Below are 18964 nucleotides of genomic sequence, written 5' to 3' on the forward strand. Positions count from 1 at the left end.
TTGACTAATAGAATTTCCTTATCAAAAGAAATAAAGAGAAGCTATATCTTATAGCTTCTCAGATATAATCTCAAAAGTCGCTTGATTGCTGGGCCAGTACAGCTGAGACGAAACTTCTTCTAAAGCTATCCACTGAGCTCCCACATGCTCATCAGAAATCTGGATTTCTTTCTGCTCTGTCAGAACTAGAAAGAGATTTTTGTGGATGGTCAGATTTTCATCAATCTTTACCGTAAAATCTCCAAGACTAGTCAGATTTGAACAAGCTAAGAGCATGCCAGTCTCCTCTTTTATTTCACGAAGGCAGGCTTCTTCTGGGCTCTCACCACTCTCAATCCCACCAGTAATGGGCTGCCAAAAGGAAACTTTCTCAGCTTCCACTTTCAAGAGCAAGATTTCTCCATCCTCTGGATGAAAGAGCCAGGCTTCAATCGACTGCCTCATCATGATTTTTTCTCAATCGGTGCTATGCTGGCCAGCACTTTCTTCAGACCGACTTCTGGGAAATTAATCTTGAGCTCTTGACTGTTGCCGCTGCCAGAGACTGCTAGAACTGTCCCATCGCCCCATTTCTTATGGTGGGCAATATCTCCGATAGCCCAAGCAACTTCCGGCTTAGTTGGCTGGCTTTGACCACTCTTTCCAAAAGGCAGACTGCCTGTAGAAATGGAACTAGGTGCCGCTTGACGTTTCCGCTCTTGTAGAGCCTGGGCCAGGCTCATGCCCTGACCGAATTTGCTTGTATCGCTATTAGTATAACTGACTTTAAAGGAGCTGTTTGCCGGTCGAGCCAGTCCTTGATAGTTTAGCAGGTCTGAGCTGATTTCTCTCAAGAAGCGAGTAGGATGATTATAGTTGGTTTTACCATAAAGCATACGGGAATTAGCATTGGTCAGATAAAGAATCTTCTCTGCTCGAGTGATACCGACATAGGCCAGACGCCGCTCCTCCTCCAGCTCATCCTCATCTTCAGATGCCCGACTTAGAGGGAAGACATTTTCCTCCATACCAACCAGAAAGACGACCGGAAATTCCAATCCCTTGGCTGCGTGGAGGGTCATCAAAGTCACTTCAGAACTCTCCGTATCTCCGTCATCTGTGTCTGCAATCAAGGCTAAATCATTGAGAAAACGGCTAAGCTTATCAAGGCCAGACTCATCACTAGGATTATCTGGACTTTCATCAAAGTTCTTAGTTACAGACAGGAATTCTTCGATATTTTCAATCCGTGCTTGGCTTTCCAAGGTTGCCTGGGCTGCCAAGGATGCAGCATAGCCTGTCTTTTCCAATACAGCCTCTACCAGATCCGTTACTGTATAATCATCCAAGCGCTCCCGCAAATCCAGAAGCATATTGGCAAAATCATAGACCGCCTGAGCCGCCTTACCCTTGACTGGCGACAGCAGGATATTGGCTGACGCATCCAGTAAAGACATTTCCTGACTGGACGCAAAATCCCGAATTTTCTCCACCGTTCCTGGTCCGACACCACGCTTAGGCTCATTGACCACGCGCTCATAGCTAATATTATCGCTAGGATTGGCGATGAGATTGAGATAAGAAATGACATCGCGTATTTCCTTACGGCTGTAGAACTTGGTGCCACCAACCATGGTATAGGGAATATTGGACTTGAGCAAGGCTTCCTCCACCGTACGTGACTGGGCATTGGTCCGGTAAAGGACTGCAAAATCCTTATGACTGTAGCCTTCTCGGCTCAGCTGATCAATAGTTCGGGCGACAAAAAGAGCCTCGTCCTGCTCGTCATTAGCCCGATAGTAGACAATCTCTTCACCGTCTTCATTTTGAGTCCAGAGATTTTTAGGACGGCGGTTGCGGTTGTTTCGGATGACTTCATTAGCTGCCTGAAGAATGGTTTTGGTGGAACGATAGTTTTCCTCAAGCAAGACTACCTTAGCTTCAGGATAATCCTTTTCAAAGTCCAGGATATTCTGCATATCGGCTCCCCGCCAGCCATAGATAGACTGGTCAGCGTCTCCGACCACGCAGATATTCTTAAAGCGAGAAGCCAAGAGCTTGACCAGCTGGTACTGGGCATGGTTGGTATCCTGATACTCGTCCACATGGATATACTGGTAACGTTGCTGGTAGTAGATCAGAACATCAGGATTTTGATCAAAAAGGCGCAGGGTCAGCATGATTAAGTCATCAAAGTCCATAGCTTCGGACTGGCGCAATTCCTTTTGATAAGCTTTGTAGCACTTGGCCACAATCTCTGTATACATATCACCAGCTAGATTCGCATAGGCCACCTCATCAATCAGGTCGTTCTTAGCATTGGAAATAGTACCCAGAATGGCGCGCTCGTTCCACTTTTTAGGATCTAGATTGAGATTTTTAAGAATTCGCTTCATCAGAGTCCGCTGCTCACCTGGATCAACGATGGTGAAGTTACGGTTGTAGCCAATATGATCTGCCTCTCGCCGCAGGATGCGCACACACATGGAGTGGAAAGTAGCGATTAAGCAGTCTTGGGCCTCCGTTTTAAGTTTTTCAGCCCGTTCTCTCATCTCCCGCGCCGCCTTATTAGTAAAGGTAATGGCAAGGATATTCCAAGGATTAACCATCTTCTCATCAATCAAATAGGCAATACGGTGGGTCAGGACACGGGTCTTACCCGAACCAGCTCCCGCCATTATCAGCAAAGGCCCTTCTGTTGTCTGAACCGCCTCAGCCTGACGGTCATTCATACCGTTTAATAAAGGATGCATTTTTCTTCCTCTTTCAAAGTCAATGCTACTATTATAACAAAAATCCTGATGAAGCTAAACCAGAAAGAAGAGGAATTTCTGATTTTAGATTAGATTTTAGGCAAAGTCATTTAAGTCACCCTAAGCCCGACGCAAATTGAAAATCAACCCTATTTTTGCTATAATATGCCCATATGAGACTTAGAACATCTGTCCAGAGATGACATTTCTTCTCAAGTCTCTTTTCCATTTTGCTGCCCCACTTAGAAAGAAAGGCTGTCATGAAAAATCCTAGTAACAATCTGAAGCTAGCGGAGAGAGGAGCCATCCTGTCCATCGCTACCTATCTGATTCTCTCCGCGGTCAAGATTATCGCAGGCTCGACCCTCCAGTCCTCCAGTCTGACGGCCGATGGCTTCAACAATGTCTCTGATATCGTGGCTAATATCGCCGTTCTAATCGGCCTGCGTATGGCCAGAAAACCAGCCGACCGTGACCATCGCTTCGGCCATTGGAAGATAGAAGATTTGGCCAGTCTCATCACATCTTTTATCATGTTTTTCGTTGGATTTGATGTCCTGATTGAGACCATTCAGAAAATCATCTCCAACCAAGAGACTAAAATTGACCCAGTTGGTGCCGTGGTCGGAATCATCTCGGCAATCATTATGCTGGGTGTTTATTTTTACAATAAAACACTGGCTAAAAAAGCTCACTCCAAGGCTCTGGATGCTGCAGCCAAGGACAACTTGTCAGACGCTGTCACTTCTATCGGAACTTCAGTTGCTATCATTGCCAGCACCTTTAACTTTCCAATCGTTGATAAGCTGGCAGCCATTATCATTACCTTCTTCATTCTCAAGACGGCCTATGATATCTTTATAGAATCTTCCTTCAGCCTGTCCGACGGATTTGATGAAAGCTTGCTGCAGGACTATAAGCAAGCTATCTTAGAAATTCCTAAAATCACTCAGGTCAAGTCGCAGCGTGGCCGGACCTATGGCAGTAATATCTATCTGGATATTATCTTGGAAATGAATCCAGATTTATCTGTTTTTGAAAGCCATGAGATTGCGGACCAAGTTGAGGATATGCTTATGGAGCGCTTCGGAGTCTTTGACATTGACATTCATATTGAGCCTGCTCCTATTCCCGAAGATGAGACGCTGGACACTCTTTACCCAAATCTACTCATGCGTGAGCAGCTCGTGGAGCAAGGCAGCCAACTGGATACGCTTCTGTCTGCTGAATTTCTCTATATTTCCCAAGATGGCCGACAGCTGAACAAGGCTGAGTTTCAGGCAGAAAGAGCCTCAAAAACACCTATCAAAAACTTTGAACTGCTCTCTGTCAGCCAGAAAACCAAGCTCATCCGCTATGAAATGGACGGTGTTATCCATACCAGCCTCTGGCGCCGTCACGAAGTATGGCAAAATATCTTTCACCAAGAGACACGAAAAAACCAGTCTGATGATTAAGTCAGTCTGGCTTTTTCATTTCAACACATCCTTCATTTCCCTGTATAATAAATAACAGTAATACTATCTAGACTTTGCAAATTTGTTGGTTTCTCTTTAGCTTTCAGGCCGTCTTTTTCAGGATTGTCAGACAAATAATAGTTGTCATAGCTATCATCTAGGTCGGTATAAATCTTTATCTTATCATTAACAAGTAAAGCAGCATATCTTGCCTGTCCAAAAGGCTTTCTTGAAATCTTTGTAAATTCAATTTTTTCAACATTTTCATAGTGATTCAGTAAAAATAAAGCCAGTCCCTCTTCCTGGTTGCGCACCTTTACTTTTTCCTCAGTCGTCAGCCAAGCATTTTCTCCAGAGTAAATAACATCCGTCTCACCCGTATCTTTAAAATTTGTGACCTTCTTTTTCTTTTTCAGACGAAAAGTCAATTCTGTCGAATCAGTGCGAGAACTATCATTTATATTATAGTTTTTATCCTTTGAGTCCAAAGAAATGTGTGGTATATAGCTGGTGTCATTTACAATCACACTAACAGAACCTGCTTCCCAGAACTTTCCCTTGGAAAATTCATCAAATTCAATTTTTTGAACATCTTCATAATGATTAATGATATAAAGTGCGATCTTTTCCTCTTTCTTATGAAGCTCCGACATTTCAGTTTCTGACATCCATATTTTTTCACCATCTCTATTTACTATGCTGCTACATGCAGTCAGAAAAATCAGTGCAAGTATAGCCCAAAATAGTAATTTTTTCTTTCCTGACTTCAAGAGCAGTCTCCTTTAATAGTCTTTTGATATTAGTATACCACATCAGAACAAGTATCTTTATGTTTACTTGTAACTTTAAAGTTGATTTTCAAAGAAAAAAAGCAAGGTTTGCCCTGCCTTGGTTCAAAATAGACTTTAATTTACTTATTCTTAATAAAACCAAATTCATTAAGCGGTGAGAGTCGGAACTCCACCACTCCCTTGATTTGACTGGCTTTGATGAGCCCAAATTCTCGGCTGTCCTTCGTATTTTCCCGTCGGTCATTAAGAATCAGATAAGTATCTTTAGTAATTTTATCTGACTTTGAGCCCTTCAAATCCATAATAGAGAAATCATGAGTATAATAACCTGAACTTCCTGCTGAAGCCAAATATTTCTCGCGCATTTTCTCAATGTATTCTTCCGACATGACCTGACCGTTCAGGTAAAGGAGGTCATCCATATAGGTCACTTGATCCTTTTCCAGGGCAATAACCCGGCCGACATAGTCTTTGCCGTCCACTTCATAGAGAACAAAGTCTCCACGCTTGATGTCTTGCTTTCTCGTCGCCAAGACCAAGTCATTCTTTGCCAAATAAGCATTACTGTCTTGCTCAGTCACTCGATAAGGCGTATAAATAAAAACTCTCAGCCCTATAATGATGGCTGCTAGAACTGAAAAAATAATGACATTTCTTAATAAATCTCTCTTTAACATCTGTCTCTCCCATCTCTTTTATACCATTATATCATTTTTAGATGAAATAGACAAAGGGACAATCTTATTTCAAAAATCAAAACGCTGACGTGTCCTCCTTCTCAAGCAAGATAATGGTCATCACTTTGACAAGAAAAAACCGATGATTTTTCAATCAACGGTTCTTTTTATTGTCTTAGATTAACGTACTGTACGGCTACAAATGCGATTGTTGCGACTAGGCAAACGCCTAAAAGTTGGCTTGTTAATGTTGGTTCCATGTGTTACTCCTCTAGTTAAACAGCGATACTTGCTGATTTGCGTTGAAAATTTCATCTTTCAGCTCTGGGCTGATAGACCAGCGACGAATGAATGATACAGCGTCATAGTCTGCTGGTGCGACTTCGATTTCTTTGACAACTTCCTTTTCAATCGTCTTGGTTTCAAGACCTTTCAAGGCTTGTTCTGCTAGTCGCTCGTTCTTCTCTCGCAAGCTTTCATTTGCACTTCGTGCAAGGTTGAGTTGGCGCTTGACTTCTTGCAGTTCTCTGACTGTTGGATTGTCGCCTTTCTCAATCCGTTCAATCTGCTCTTGCCTGCTTTCCTCTGGCAAGGTTGCGATAAGATGTAATGCTGTTGTTCCTAAATGGTGCAACGTTGCACTATTTGGCAATTCGTTTGCAATCTTCATCATTCGTTTAGCTGATGTGTGGTCTATTTCAACCTTTCTTAGCCAGTTCATAAACTGCCCATGCACTAAGTCATGCTCCTTAACATGATTAAGCCGTCTGCCGATTTCCCAAATTGACTGACCGGCAAGTTGCTTGTGGTGATTGATTTCAAGCTCAATCTGCGCTAAATTGTCAGATAATGCTATTTCGTTCATAAATTTCCTTTCTAATTTGGTATAATAGAGATAATAAAATGATTGGAGAATTACTTATGAAACTTGATGTGCGTATTTGTTTCAGAGATGCCACCAAAACCATTACGATTGATACTCCTTCGAAATGCCCACACTGTGGCAGAACCATGTCCCCTCAACACGTTGGACAAAGTACAAGCTCTGAAAGCACAAGCGTTTCAGAAGAAGGAAGATTTTCTGTTATTTTTCGATGTTCTTTTGAGGACTGCTTGAAATATTTTGTAATAGAATACATCCACGATGATTACGACAATGCATCAATGGTAGACTATACATACCGTCCACCTATCAAGGTAAAACTCCCTGAAAATATAGAGAAAGTTTCTCCTATTTTTGTTGAAATCTATTCTCAAGCAACGGTTGCAGAAAAAGAGAAATTAGATCAGATAGCGGGTGTAGGCTATCGTAAAGCAGCCGAATTCCTCATAAAGGACTACGCAATTTCTAAAAATTCATCTGACGAAGAACACATCAAATCAATCATGCTTGGAAAAGTAATCGCTGACTACTTGAATGATTTTCCAAAAATTCAAGCTTTAGCAAAATCCGTCGCTTGGATTGGAAATGATGAAACTCATTATGTCCGCAGACATGACGGTAAAGATATTCAAGATTTAAAGAAGTTCATTCTCTCAGCAGCTCAATTTATTGCTGCTGATTATGATGCAGATGAAGCATTATCTTTTACTTCTTCTGATTGAGAAATCTTAGAATCTAGTTCATCCAACTTCTCGGCTATATGTGTTACGGTCCTCAATATCTCATTGAGGGCTGTTCTTTCTAATTCGTTCATTTACTTTGCCTTTCTTTTGTGATATAATTTGTTTAGATTTTTTTGTAAGCGCCTGACTTTTGTTAGGTGCTTTTTATGTCATCTTAGATCATCTATGCTGATTTCCAATGCATCAGCAATTTTCTTAACTGTGTCAAAATATAAATCTTTCACTTCTCCATCTCTTAAACGATAGATACCTGAGGGCCCGATGCCCGCTTTCAAGCAAAGTTTATAAATTGTCCAATTTTTCTCCGAAAGTTTTTTGGATATTTTTTCCCAAAGCATTTATTTTCTCCTTTCAAAAAATACTATATATTGTATTTAATAAATAAAGCGTTCACTTTCTACACAATATATTGACAATATATGTTTGAAATCATATAATATGTATTGACAAAGACCTCTCACTGTTTTAGTCAAAATTCAACAGAAAGAACGAAATAATAATTATGGATCCTAATCAATTTCAAGACTTCCTTCCTCTTGTTACAGGATTTTTAGGAGGAGCTACTTCAGCCGGTGTGTTCGCTGGGCCTATTCAAACATTACAAGATTGGTGGTATATCAATTATGGCCATAACGTTTCTAATCAAGCAGCATTATTGCGTGCAAAAAATGAAATTGATGTTGAGAATCTCAGAAATAGCACGCTTCAAGAAGTGGCAACTATCCCACCAGAGAATATTCAAGAACCACCCTTAAAAATATTAGGCCCTGCTTTGGAAGCATCTAAGTATTATATTGAAGAAGAAGAGCTACGCTCTATGTTCGCAAAAATATTATCTAGTTCATTTGATAATCGGAAAAACTCGGTTATCCACCCCTCCTTCGTTGAGATCATTAAGCAACTAGATGTCACAGATGCACGTATTCTCCAATTCCTAAAAGAACATGGCTACGTAACAGACTCCCCAATTCCTTGCATGAAAGCTGTAGTAAAGTCTGACGAAGGAACTAGAATAATATTTCCAATCATCTACTTCATAGAGGGAACTGAGGGGATTGATCAACTCGCTCCTTCTTTAACAAACTTAGAGCGTCTAGGTTTGGTAAGAATTAAAAGTGACACATATTCTGCGAACGATTCGAACTATGATTTCATTAGAAATAACTCTCTTGTTCAACATGTTCTTGAAGATTATCCAGAAGTTAGCATTGAAAAAATGTGTTTTTCCATCACTCCTCTTGGGAAGAATTTTTTGGAAGTCTGCTTGTAATCGATTTGGCAAATTCTTCTACACTTGATTTTTCAAAATCCATATATTTTTTATATAAAATATTCACTCTGTGTATATGGTAGTGCATCATGGTTGTTGAAACGATAAAAGATGTTAATATTGAAATGATTAATGTTTCCATAATATCTCCTTATTTTTAAGTATTTACCTCTCTGGTATAATTCATTTGTTTTTCCTTTCTAAAAGCCTAATCGCTTCGCTAATGCCTTGTCCGACTCTATCTCGGCAAGGCTTATTTTTTTAGCACGGTAGCGGTTGAGTTGCTTCCATTTCCAGAACTTGCGGAAACCCTCATAGTCTACAAACATCAGCTTGTGCGTCGGATTGAAGACATATTGCTCGAATTCTGCATTTTCTCGCATTTCTTTGACAAATTGCTTTGCCGTTGGAAGTGTCAGCCCTTGCCACCTTTGCATTAGATGTTCATAATCTCCGCCTGTCGGTTCTTCCGTTCCGCCAGTTGGCGTATAGATAATTTCTTTTATCTTTACCTGTGGCATCTTCTCCCCTACCTTTCTTCAAAGACAGTCCAACTATCAGAGATAGATAGCTTTTTAGTGATCTCAAGCTTCAGGCTATCACTTCCATGCCCCTCCTTGAGAAGTCGGGTAATAGCAGCCGGTGTGACACTGGTAACTGTTGCCAAGTCTGACTGACTCCAACCTTTTTCGTTGATTCGGCATTTAACCAATTCGACCCATTTTTGGTGCTGTTGACTCATGTTTTCTCCTTTCTTTTTAAAAAACTGACACACCACGTTTATCCCAATACTCAATGAAATCTTGTTGGCCTTGTCCGTCATAACCGCAGGCAAAGAATGCTAGACCATAATTGCTTTCGCTTTCCATTTTTTCCTCTAAGATATCTTTGTTGGCAGCGCAAAATCTTTTAAGATTTTTTAATTCTTTTGCATTCGGATGAAACATTGTCCGATTATCCTTTTCGTTTACAACGTGGTAATTCCAACCCAAAACGGTCTTTTCGTACCTGTATCTCATTTTTGATTCTCCTTTCTTAATTAGAAAGTTAAAGAAATAGTAAATTATTTTATAAAAATGCTTGACAGTTTTAAACAAATAATTTAAAATGAAACCATAATTAAAAGACTTGATAAAACGTTATATCTATCAATTCAATGCGCTCGCCAAAGCTATTTAATTTTTAGATAAGTTTTTACAAGGTTTTTTACTAAATCTTTAACTTACAAAAACTATTTTAAATTATTTGTTTAATTTTGTCAATACTTTTATATAAATAATTTGAATATTTTTTGTCAATCTCTGAGAAAGGTTGATAAATCAATGTTCTTAACATTTGAAAGAATCAAAGAACTTGCTAAAAAACGTGGTTTGTCTTTAAATCAAGTGGAAGAAAAACTCGGATATAGCAAAAATACATTATATTCTTTAAAACGGCAAAAGGTAAGTTCTGACCGTCTTCAAGAAATCGCAGATTATTTCGGAGTATCTACTGACTACTTACTAGGTAGGACAGATAACCCAGCTATTGCAGGAGAAAAAGCTCCAGAGCATGAAATAGAACTTGATGACTTGGACGGCCGCATCATGCTGTTTGATGGCAAGCCCTTGTCCGATGATGACAAGCGAGCTATTAAGGGCATTATAGAGGGTTTTATGAATAGCAAGAGGGATAAGTGATGACAAGACAACGAAAGCTAAATAATAGAGAACTTGTCACTCACTTGGTTTCGAAGGGTGTTACTTTCAAAACGGTATCACAAGGTCAAGCTATTACCTTCCTGGATAAGAATAATTATTACTATAAGCTCGCTTCTTTTAGAAAAAATTTCAAAAAGAAAGATGGGAAATATTTAGATCTAGATTTTGCCTATCTGAAAGACCTTGCTTCTCTTGATATGAAGATTAGAAACATCTTGCTAAATATGGCTGTCAATGTCGAACATTTCATAAAAGTAGAGCTGTCCCGTCAAATTAATAACAACCCTTCCGAAGATGGGTATAGTATTCTAGTTGATTTCAAGCGTTCGAAATACGGAAACTATTACGAAATCACCAAGAGGAAATTTAAACAGTCACGATACCAAAGTGCAATGTACGAAAAAAGGAAGCGCGACTATCCATACTGGGCTTTACTTGAACATATGGACTACGGTTGCCTTATCAAGTTCGTTACATTCTACTACGATAAATACAAGCCCAAGTCATTAAAAAAAGCCTATGAATTAGGAGATGGTGCCAGACATATACGAAACGCCTGCGCTCATAACAGCGTATTATTGATAAATGTATTCGAAAAAAATGGTAAGTTATCAAACGTAAACGCTACTGTTTCTACCTTTGCTAAACAAGCTGACGTCCTTAAATACAAAAATTATAAGAAAGTAAATGATTTGATTTCGCTTTTTGTACTTGCGAAAGCCTATTGCTCGCCTGCAGTATTAAGCTTTCAAAAACAATTCATCGAAGAATTTTTAAAACGATGCAAGCGGTACGAATCATCATACCTGCGCAACCCTGAATTGACAAAAATGATGGTAATCTTTCAGAAAATCGTTGACATCTTATAATTTTTTGTGTTAGAATGGTTATAGTGTAAGACTGATTAAGTTCAGCGCCCTATTCACAATGCGTGCATTGCGAAGGGAATCCATACCAAAAGGAAGTCGGCTAGTCACTAGTCGGCTTTTTCTTTATTTTAAAGTTAGGATTTTTGAGATTATGACAGAAAAAGAATTATCGCGCCAGTACCATGTACAGCTCAATTTTTTAGTCCGGATCAATGGGATGGTCTAGGTTTCTACGATTCAGAGACACAGACAATTTACTTGAATAGCGCCTTATCATCAGAGGAGCGTCACAAAGTGCTGCTACACGAGCTTGGTCATCTGGAACATATCAAGGCTGTTTATAACTATGCCTCTATACGTTGCGAGAATGAAGCTAACCGTTTCATGATCCGCCACCTGGTCCAGGAAGAACTGGCCCGCTATGATGATCCAGCAGCCTTTAATTGGGCGACTTTCGCTAATAAATATAATTTAAGAACCACTGCAGATGAAATCATGATACAAGATGAGTATTTGAAATTCGCTAGCGGTCTTTAAAATAAAAAAAACCCACATTCTCGGCCGGCAAGCTTGAATGTAGGGAAATCCTGTATAAGAAACAACCATTCAAAAGGTCGTTTTCTTGTACTCATTTTACCAAAAATGAGGAGAAAAAACAATGTGGATAGAGAAATTAGAAAACGGAAAATATAAATTTTTCGAAAGATACAAAGATCCATATACAGAGAAATGGCGCAGAGTCTCAGTGACACTAGATAGCGGCTCTAGTAGAGCCAAAAAAGAAGCTCAGAAGACTTTAGATGAAAAGATTGAGAATGTTCTCTAGAAGCTTACGACATCAGACAGGCTGTTTGCCGATGTCCTGGAAGAATGGTGGACATTTTACCAAAAGGAAGTCAGGCGGTCTAGCGTCCGTGCTCGTAAACCAGCATACAAAAGACTATCTAATAACTTTGCTGCCAATGTTCCGATCCGCAATATAGATGTCGCTTATATTAAGAGATATATTGCTAATTCTGACTACACAGCTTCTCAACTAAATCATATCAAAGTTGTCTTAAACGGAGTGTTTGATTATGCTCAAGAGCTAAGAATCATAACTGACAATCCTGCCAGGGCTACTACTCTTCCTAAATGTGTAATAACGCTGGAAAAGATGCAATCAGTCACCGAGAAATACCTGGAGCTAGAAGAACTAAATTTGCTCTTGAAAGAGCTATACAAAAGCACTAGGACATACAGAGCTGGGCTATTGGCTGAATTTATGTCTTTGAATGGCTACCGCATTGGTGAAGCTGTAGCTATCGAAAGACACAATTACCGCAAAGAAAGCAGAAAGCTGGATATACATGGCACATTAGATAGCATTGATAGAAACGCCAAGAAAGAACTAACGAAAACTATATCAAGCTACCGAACGACTAACTTGACTAACCGTGAAATCGAGATCATCGACGAGTTTATCAAACTAAATGAACTAATCACTAGTACGAACCCGGAACTCTCTGATACAGATTATATATTCCTCAACAACCATGGGAAGCCAATCCAAAGAAACGCTTTTAACATCACCCTGCAGAAAGCAAATCAGAGGTTGGATAAGCCGATTAATAAGCCCCTCAGCTCCCACATCTTTAGGCACACACTAATCAGCATGCTTGCTGAAAGAAATGTACCTATAAAAGCTATCATGGCAAGAGTCGGACATAAAGACTCTAATACTACCATACAAATCTATACACATGTAACAAAGAGCATGAAATCCAATATAGAGAATATTCTAGACACAATTGCCAATGACCGAAAATAGATTTTTGCCCCTTGCTTGCCCCTTATAACAAATAAAAACCTTGCTAACAACGCTAAAACGTTGATATAGCAAGGTTTTTTAATTCCTATTAACGTACTGTACGGATACGCATTGTGTTGGTACGAACTGCTTCACCAAGCGGCACACCAGCAACGATAACGATATCATCACCAGATTCAACCAAGCCTTGCTCAACCGCAATCTTTTCAGCGATGTCAAACATATCATCTGTGTTAGATGGAGTGTTTGTAGTCACTGGAATTACACCCCAGTTCAGCATAAGACCGCGTTGAGTCAATTCGTCAAAAGTGATAGCCAAGATATCAGCATTTGGACGGTATTTAGAAATCAAGCGAGCTGTGTGACCAGTCTTAGTAAGGGTAACTACCAACTTGATATCCATTGAGTTTGTAGCATCTTTAACTGCTGAAGCCATAACTTCAGTCTTAGAGTTACGCTCAAAGTTGTCAGTTGTCAAGCGACCATATTCGTTAAGAAGGGTTTGAGCATTCTTATCGATAGTCGCCATTGTTGTTACTGACTCAAGTGGGTATTTACCATTTGCAGACTCACCTGAAAGCATAGTTGCGTCAGTTCCGTCGATAACAGCGTTAAATACGTCTGATACTTCTGAACGAGTTGCACGTGGTTTTTCTGTCATGGTTTCAAGCATGTTAGTTGCTGTGATAACCACTTTACCAGCTGCATTTACCTTCGTGATGATCATTTTTTGGTAAACTGGAACCATTTCAAATGGTACTTCGATACCCATGTCACCACGGGCAATCATGATACCGTCAGCAGCTTCAATGATTTCGTCCAAGTTATCGATACCTTGTTGGTTTTCGATTTTCGCGAACAATTGAACGTGTCCATTACCAGTTTCTTCACAGATTGCACGAACTTCGTTGACGTCTTTTGCAGTACGTACAAATGAAATCGCGATGAAGTTGATTCCTTGCTCAAGACCGAAGCGGATATCGTCATTGTCACGCTCAGCAAGTGCTGGGAAAGGAATCTTAGTGTTAGGAATGTTCACACCTTTTTGCTTAGCAATGATGCCGTCATTTTCAACTTCTACTTCAAATTCACGAGTAGCATCGTCTTTAGCGATAACACGAAGACCAAGTTTACCATCATCAACCAATACTTGACGGCCAACTTCAACATCATCGTAGATGTCCAATCCACCAGCAACGTTCAAAGCAATTACTTCACGAGTAGATTTGATACCTTGCTTAGTAGCAACACGGATTTTTTCACCAGTCTTGTATGAATACTCTTTTGCATCGCCTTCAAACAATTCTGTACGAATTTCTGGTCCTTTTGTATCAAGAAGGAAACCAACTTTTTGGCCGGCAATTTCTTCTGCACGCTTAACAGTTGCCATGCGTTCTCCTTGCTCAGCATGGTCACCGTGTGAGAAGTTGAAACGGAATGTGTTTGCGCCAGCTTCAATCAGCTTAGCAATGTTTTGAGCTGATGCTTCAACATCCAGCTTTTCTCCCCAATATCCGTCATCACCGAATTTTTTACCACCGCGGATTTCTACCGCAGGACCTAATGTTGCAACGATTTTTACACGTTTATTCATGATTGTATGAAACTCCTTCTTCTATTTGGCCTCTTGGCCTGAATAACAAATAATAATTAAATATTGATGCTGCGGTTCAAATCAGCCAAGTCCAAATCAGCCTTGTGCGGATTGTTAACGACAATTTTGCCTTCAGCAGTCAAGCTAAAGAGTGCTCCTTCTTCAGCAGTTCCCAGAATTGGGCTTTCAACCATCTGCTCATTGCGGATTCCAACAGCAACTCCGCCGATTCCTTCTTTAAGCAGTTTAACAGCATGGGCTCCCATACGAGATGCAAGAACACGGTCACGCGCAGTCGGTGAGCCTCCACGCTGGATATGTCCGAGCTCTGTGACACGCAAATCGCTCATATCTCCAGCTTCTTTCAGCTTTTCAGCAAATTCATCCGCTGACATGACACCCTCAGCCAAGACGATGATGTTGTGCTTCTTACCCTTAGCATAGCCACTCTTAATGCTTTCAACAACTTCTTCGATCTTGAAACCTTCTTCAGGAACGATGATTTCGTCCGCACCAGATGCAATACCTGCCCAAAGAGCAATATCACCAGCATTTCGTCCCATTACTTCGATAACGAAAGTACGGCGGTGACTGGATGAGGTATCCCGAATCTTGTCAATCGCATCCATAGCTGTAGTAACAGCTGTATCAAAACCGATAGTGAAGTCTGTTCCAACGATATCATTGTCAATTGTTCCTGGAACACCAACAGCTGGGAAACCGTGCTCTGTCAAGCGCATCGCACCATGGTAAGATCCATCTCCACCGATAACAACGACACCTTCGATTCCATGTTTTTTAAGTTGCTCAATCCCTTTCAGCTGCCCTTCAACTTGGGCAAACTCAGGGTAACGAGCAGAGTGAAGGAAAGTTCCACCACGAGAAATAATGTCACCAACTGATGTTGCATCAAGTGGGTAAATCTCGCCAGCTACCATTCCAGCGTAACCATCATAAATACCGTAAACTTCCATTCCTTCGGAAATTGCTTTACGAACAACCGCACGGATGGCAGCATTCATACCAGGGGCATCACCACCACTAGTCAAAACAGCAATACGTTTCATTTCGCTTTTTGCTCCTTTTTCTTTTTAACATTCTTATAGATTATACCACAATCATCATGAAAATTCTCTTATTTTCCATATTTTTTAACGAAAAATCGTTTTCATAGTATAATTCTTCAATTCCTCTTGTAGCTGCTCCGATTTCTCCACTCGGAAATGAGGTGCAGATATGGTTCGCTTCTCATCTTCATAGCGCAGGACAACTGGAATATTGCCGGGGTATTTCTGCAAAATCTGAGATATTGCCCGATCATGCTCATGTCCAGCAAGTTTTATCCAGAACCGTTCTGTAGTGGCTTCTTCTATATCTGACAAGACCAACTGTAAACGTCCATCCCGTTCCTGCACCTTGCCGGTCAAGTAGTAACCCCCCTTTTCCTTAATACGCTCGGCCAACTGACGATAGGTATCAGGAAAAAGGGTGACATCCAGTTTTTTCTTCGTATCTGAAACCTGCAAGAAGGCCATATTCTCGCCCTTTTTGGTCCGGATAGTCTTGATAGTCTGAACTTCAGCCAGAATCCTAGCTCGGCTATTTTCTGTCAGCTCACTAATCCAGCTAAAGGGCTGATCCGCTTCTTTGGCCAATTTAACCAAGGGGTGATCGCTAAGCCCCACACCGATAATGCTCTGTTCCAGCACAAACTTTTCAGCATCGCTAAAATCCTGAGCCTCTGTCCAAGAATAAGTCGTATCCGCAAAGAGGCTGCCCAGCTCATCCGCAAATACAAATAGATTAGGCAGATTGACTAGAATTTTTTGCCGATTTTTCTCAAAACTGTCAAAGAGCCCCAGCTGGATCAGAGGAGTCAGCAGTGGAATCTTATGGTAATTCTGAGGCAGGCGCAGAATAAAGTCTTCTACTCCAGTAAAGGCAGCATTTTGACGCTCTTCGATAATCCAGTAAGCCAAATCCTTAGGCAAGCCTTTGATATTTTTCAGACCCAAAAAAATCTTTTTATCCTGAAACTTATCATGGTAGGGAATATTATTGATGCTGAGGGGTGCTGTTTCAAAGTCAAAACTCAGGGCATCGGTGATATAGTCACTGCTAGAATAATTAAGCATGACATCAAAGAAAACATCTGGATAGTGAGCCTTGAAGAAAGCCAACTGAAAGGCCAGAGCTGAGTAGGCATAGGCGTGGCTGCGGTTAAAGCCATAACCAGCAAACTTCTCCATAATAGCAAAGACTTCCTTGGCTTTGGATTCCGAATGCCCTAGCTTGAGAGCACCTGCAACAAAGTCCTCCTGCATGCGATGCATTTCAGCAGCATTTTTCTTACCCATTGCTCTTCGTAAAATATCGGCTTTCCCCAGACTAAAGCCACCAAAGCGCTGGGCTACCTGCATAACCTGCTCTTGGTAGAGCATGATACCATAAGTCGGAGCTAGAATATCAGCCAAACTTTCATCAATCAACTCCACCTGCTCCAGTCCATGCTTTCTTTTGACAAAATTGTCGATATAATCACTGGCTCCAGGACGGTTGAGAGAGGTTGTGGCCACTACTTCCTCAAAGCAAACTGGCTGAACTCGCTTAAGCAGGCTGATTGCACCCGGCTGCTCAAACTGGAAAATGCCCTTGGTCTGGCCAGCCGCAAAGAGTTTCAGAGTTTCTGCATCCTCCAAGTCAATGTCTGCAATTTCAATATCTACCTCATATTTTTTCAGGGTTGCTTCTTTCATCCGCTGAACAAAGGTCAGATTGCGCAAGCCCAGAAAGTCCATCTTGAGCAGACCGTTGCTCTCCACACCGTGGGCATCATATTGAGTGATATACATGTCCTCACCGTATTTGAGCGGTATCTGGTCTGTCAGGTCATTGTCACTCATCACAACGCCGGCTGCATGGATAGAAGTCTGACGGGGATGACCTTCAATTTTTTTAGCAATATCAAAGGCCTTTTGATATTCTAGCTTACTGTTGATAATCTGACGAAAGCCCATATTTTTCTCATAAGCAGAGGTCAGACTATCCCCGAAGCGGATTTTCTTGGTGATATTGGTTAGCTCATACTCTGGCAGACCGAAGCGCTTGAAAACATCGCGAATGGCCTGCTTGGCTCCAAAGGTCGAGTAGGTCACAATCTGAGCCGCATGCATGCTGCCATAGCGGTCCCGAACATAGCGGATAAACTCCGGCCGGTAAACATCAGGAATATCGATATCAATATCGGGCATGGTATAGCGCTCTAGATTTAGAAAGCGCTCAAAAAGCAGGTTATTCTTGACTGGATCGATCCCAGTAATCTCCAAAGCATAGGCCACCAGACTGCCAACAGCAGATCCTCGACCCATGCCCATATAGTAGCCCTGACTGCGACCAAAGCGCAGCAAATCCCAGACAATGAGAAAATAATCATCAAAGCCCATCTGATGAATGACAGCCAGCTCCTGGTTCAGCCGTTCCTGATAAAGTTTACCTGTTAAACCGCGTTTTTTTAAGCCAGCTTCTGATCGCTCCCGCAGCTCTTCCACGGCAGGACGTTCCCGATTAAAGCGGGGCAGTTTCAACTCCCTATTGATATCATAGTGAACATAACGGACTAGCTTCTCAAGATTAGCCAAACTCTCTGGGAAAGTTTCCTTAAAAGCTCCTGCCAGAGCATCTGGTGTCAGCAAAAACTCATGATTGGGAAGGCTGCCAATCTCCCGCAGGCTGGCATTTTCTCGAATAGCCCGGAGCATCTGCAAGGTTTCCAAATCCCCCGTGTCAAAATATCGGACAGTATGCAGGGGCAGGGTTGGCCGACCGAACTCCTGCTTAGGTGTTGCTGGAAAAACTCCAATGTAAAAATCCATCCCCAAATCTAAATCTGCTACTCCGTCAAAAGCAGGAACAATCAAAGCTAATCCCTTAAATAGATGCTGAAAATCCTCCCAATTTTTTTGTCCCATCATCTTGAGAGTCGAGACTTTCATCAGATTGCGATAGCCCTGACTGTCCAAGGCCAGCAGACGGAGATGAAGCTCCTGATCTGCCTTAATCAGACTCAGATCCAAGCCTAAAAGCGGCTGCAGTCCCGCAGATTCAGCTTCCTCTAAAAAATGATAGGCACCATAGAGATTGTCCACATCCATCATGCCTAGATGACTGTATCCTAAGTCCTTGGCTTTTTGCACATATTTCTTTATCGGGACCAAGCTATCCATAAAACTGTAAACAGTCTTGGTATCAAGTTGTATTAGCACATTATTCTCCTTGAACACGCTTTGCTTCTTCTTACAACTATTATACCGCAATTCACTGAATGAGGGAAATAGGAGTTTGACTGAACAGAAAGATTCCATTCCCTCTTTCCGGCTTTCTTTGCCATTTTCCTAAGGAAAAGGTATAATAATTGTAAATTGAAGAAAACAAAGGAGAC

18 protein-coding genes and 2 pseudogenes are annotated in these 18964 nt (G+C 41.1%); 7 read left to right on the forward strand and 13 right to left on the reverse strand.

The features are described 5' to 3' along the window. Positions 1-48 precede the first annotated feature (48 nt). Complete coding sequence (locus O3620_RS00755) at positions 49-447, reverse strand: NUDIX pyrophosphatase (protein ID WP_002919293.1); 399 nt, start codon at positions 445-447, stop codon at positions 49-51. Further along, complete coding sequence (pcrA, locus tag O3620_RS00760; RefSeq protein ID WP_002919294.1) at positions 444-2732, reverse strand: DNA helicase PcrA; 2289 nt, start codon at positions 2730-2732, stop codon at positions 444-446. The genes O3620_RS00755 and pcrA overlap by 4 nt, the downstream gene beginning before the upstream one ends. Before the next feature lie 260 nt (positions 2733-2992). Between pcrA and O3620_RS00765 the strand changes: the two genes are divergently transcribed. Beyond that, positions 2993-4189, forward strand: a complete 1197-nt coding sequence (locus tag O3620_RS00765) for a cation diffusion facilitator family transporter (RefSeq protein WP_371601307.1) — start codon at positions 2993-2995, stop codon at positions 4187-4189. A gap of 32 nt (positions 4190-4221) precedes the next feature. Here O3620_RS00765 and O3620_RS00770 read toward each other — a convergent pair whose 3' ends face one another. The 3 genes and pseudogenes from O3620_RS00770 to O3620_RS00780 form a co-directional block, all read right to left on the reverse strand. Then, on the reverse strand, positions 4222-4959 hold the full coding sequence (locus O3620_RS00770) for a hydrolase (RefSeq protein ID WP_371601308.1): 738 nt from the start codon (positions 4957-4959) through the stop codon (positions 4222-4224). 140 nt (positions 4960-5099) lie between these two features. Continuing rightward, positions 5100-5657, reverse strand: a complete 558-nt coding sequence (gene lepB / locus O3620_RS00775; RefSeq protein WP_002902761.1) for a signal peptidase I — start codon at positions 5655-5657, stop codon at positions 5100-5102. A gap of 358 nt (positions 5658-6015) precedes the next feature. Next, positions 6016-6522, reverse strand: a pseudogene (locus tag O3620_RS00780) (DUF3102 domain-containing protein); the annotation flags it as partial. 56 nt (positions 6523-6578) lie between these two features. Between O3620_RS00780 and O3620_RS00785 the strand changes: the two are divergent. Further along, complete coding sequence (locus O3620_RS00785; protein ID WP_032912023.1) at positions 6579-7262, forward strand: DUF4145 domain-containing protein; 684 nt, start codon at positions 6579-6581, stop codon at positions 7260-7262. A gap of 170 nt (positions 7263-7432) precedes the next feature. Here the strand turns inward: O3620_RS00785 and O3620_RS00790 are convergent, their stop codons facing one another. Further along, entirely contained in the window at positions 7433-7621 is a 189-nt protein-coding gene (locus tag O3620_RS00790; protein WP_004187503.1) for a helix-turn-helix transcriptional regulator, read from the reverse strand. Between the two features lie 164 nt (positions 7622-7785). Here O3620_RS00790 and O3620_RS00795 point away from each other — a divergent pair, with 164 nt between their 5' ends. Next, on the forward strand, positions 7786-8553 hold the full coding sequence (locus O3620_RS00795; protein WP_002919300.1) for a DUF4393 domain-containing protein: 768 nt from the start codon (positions 7786-7788) through the stop codon (positions 8551-8553). Here the strand turns inward: O3620_RS00795 and O3620_RS00800 are convergent. The 4 genes from O3620_RS00800 to O3620_RS00815 are packed head-to-tail and all read right to left on the reverse strand — an operon-like array spanning position 8513 to position 9572. Continuing rightward, positions 8513-8695, reverse strand: coding sequence for a hypothetical protein (locus O3620_RS00800; protein WP_002919301.1), 183 nt, complete (start codon positions 8693-8695; stop codon positions 8513-8515). The genes O3620_RS00795 and O3620_RS00800 overlap by 41 nt on opposite strands. 58 nt (positions 8696-8753) lie before the next feature. Continuing rightward, positions 8754-9074 (reverse strand): hypothetical protein, encoded by a 321-nt coding sequence (locus O3620_RS00805; protein ID WP_002919302.1) that lies wholly within the window; start codon positions 9072-9074, stop codon positions 8754-8756. Positions 9075-9082: 8 nt separating this feature from the next. Continuing rightward, positions 9083-9295 carry a helix-turn-helix transcriptional regulator gene (locus tag O3620_RS00810; protein WP_032912960.1) on the reverse strand — a complete coding sequence of 71 codons (213 nt, stop codon included), beginning with the start codon at positions 9293-9295 and terminating at the stop codon, positions 9083-9085. 16 nt (positions 9296-9311) lie between these two features. Next, the gene (locus O3620_RS00815) at positions 9312-9572 is read right to left on the reverse strand and encodes a hypothetical protein (RefSeq protein WP_004187508.1); all 261 of its coding nucleotides are present in this window, start codon (positions 9570-9572) and stop codon (positions 9312-9314) included. 303 nt (positions 9573-9875) lie between these two features. Between O3620_RS00815 and O3620_RS00820 the strand changes: the two genes are divergently transcribed. From O3620_RS00820 to O3620_RS00835, 4 genes and pseudogenes are all read left to right on the forward strand, one after another. Then, complete coding sequence (locus O3620_RS00820; protein WP_002919305.1) at positions 9876-10232, forward strand: helix-turn-helix domain-containing protein; 357 nt, start codon at positions 9876-9878, stop codon at positions 10230-10232. Continuing rightward, positions 10232-11122 carry an Abi family protein gene (locus O3620_RS00825; RefSeq protein WP_002919306.1) on the forward strand — a complete coding sequence of 297 codons (891 nt, stop codon included), beginning with the start codon at positions 10232-10234 and terminating at the stop codon, positions 11120-11122. Before O3620_RS00820 ends, O3620_RS00825 begins: the two co-directional genes overlap by 1 nt. Before the next feature lie 168 nt (positions 11123-11290). Further along, positions 11291-11659 carry an ImmA/IrrE family metallo-endopeptidase gene (locus O3620_RS00830; protein WP_080558660.1) on the forward strand — a complete coding sequence of 123 codons (369 nt, stop codon included), beginning with the start codon at positions 11291-11293 and terminating at the stop codon, positions 11657-11659. A gap of 121 nt (positions 11660-11780) precedes the next feature. Beyond that, a pseudogene (locus O3620_RS00835) lies at positions 11781-12932 on the forward strand (tyrosine-type recombinase/integrase). 88 nt (positions 12933-13020) lie between these two features. Here O3620_RS00835 and pyk read toward each other — a convergent pair. The 3 genes from pyk to O3620_RS00850 form a co-directional block, all read right to left on the reverse strand. Continuing rightward, the gene (gene pyk, locus O3620_RS00840; RefSeq protein WP_002919310.1) at positions 13021-14526 is read right to left on the reverse strand and encodes a pyruvate kinase; all 1506 of its coding nucleotides are present in this window, start codon (positions 14524-14526) and stop codon (positions 13021-13023) included. 56 nt (positions 14527-14582) lie between these two features. Beyond that, positions 14583-15593 (reverse strand): 6-phosphofructokinase, encoded by a 1011-nt coding sequence (pfkA, locus tag O3620_RS00845; protein WP_002906871.1) that lies wholly within the window; start codon positions 15591-15593, stop codon positions 14583-14585. Positions 15594-15677: 84 nt separating this feature from the next. Then, the gene (locus O3620_RS00850; RefSeq protein WP_371601309.1) at positions 15678-18788 is read right to left on the reverse strand and encodes a DNA polymerase III subunit alpha; all 3111 of its coding nucleotides are present in this window, start codon (positions 18786-18788) and stop codon (positions 15678-15680) included. Positions 18789-18964: the final 176 nt, after the last annotated feature.

Source organism: Streptococcus sp. 27098_8_134, assembly GCF_041431675.1.
Lineage (GTDB): Bacteria > Bacillota > Bacilli > Lactobacillales > Streptococcaceae > Streptococcus > Streptococcus sanguinis_R.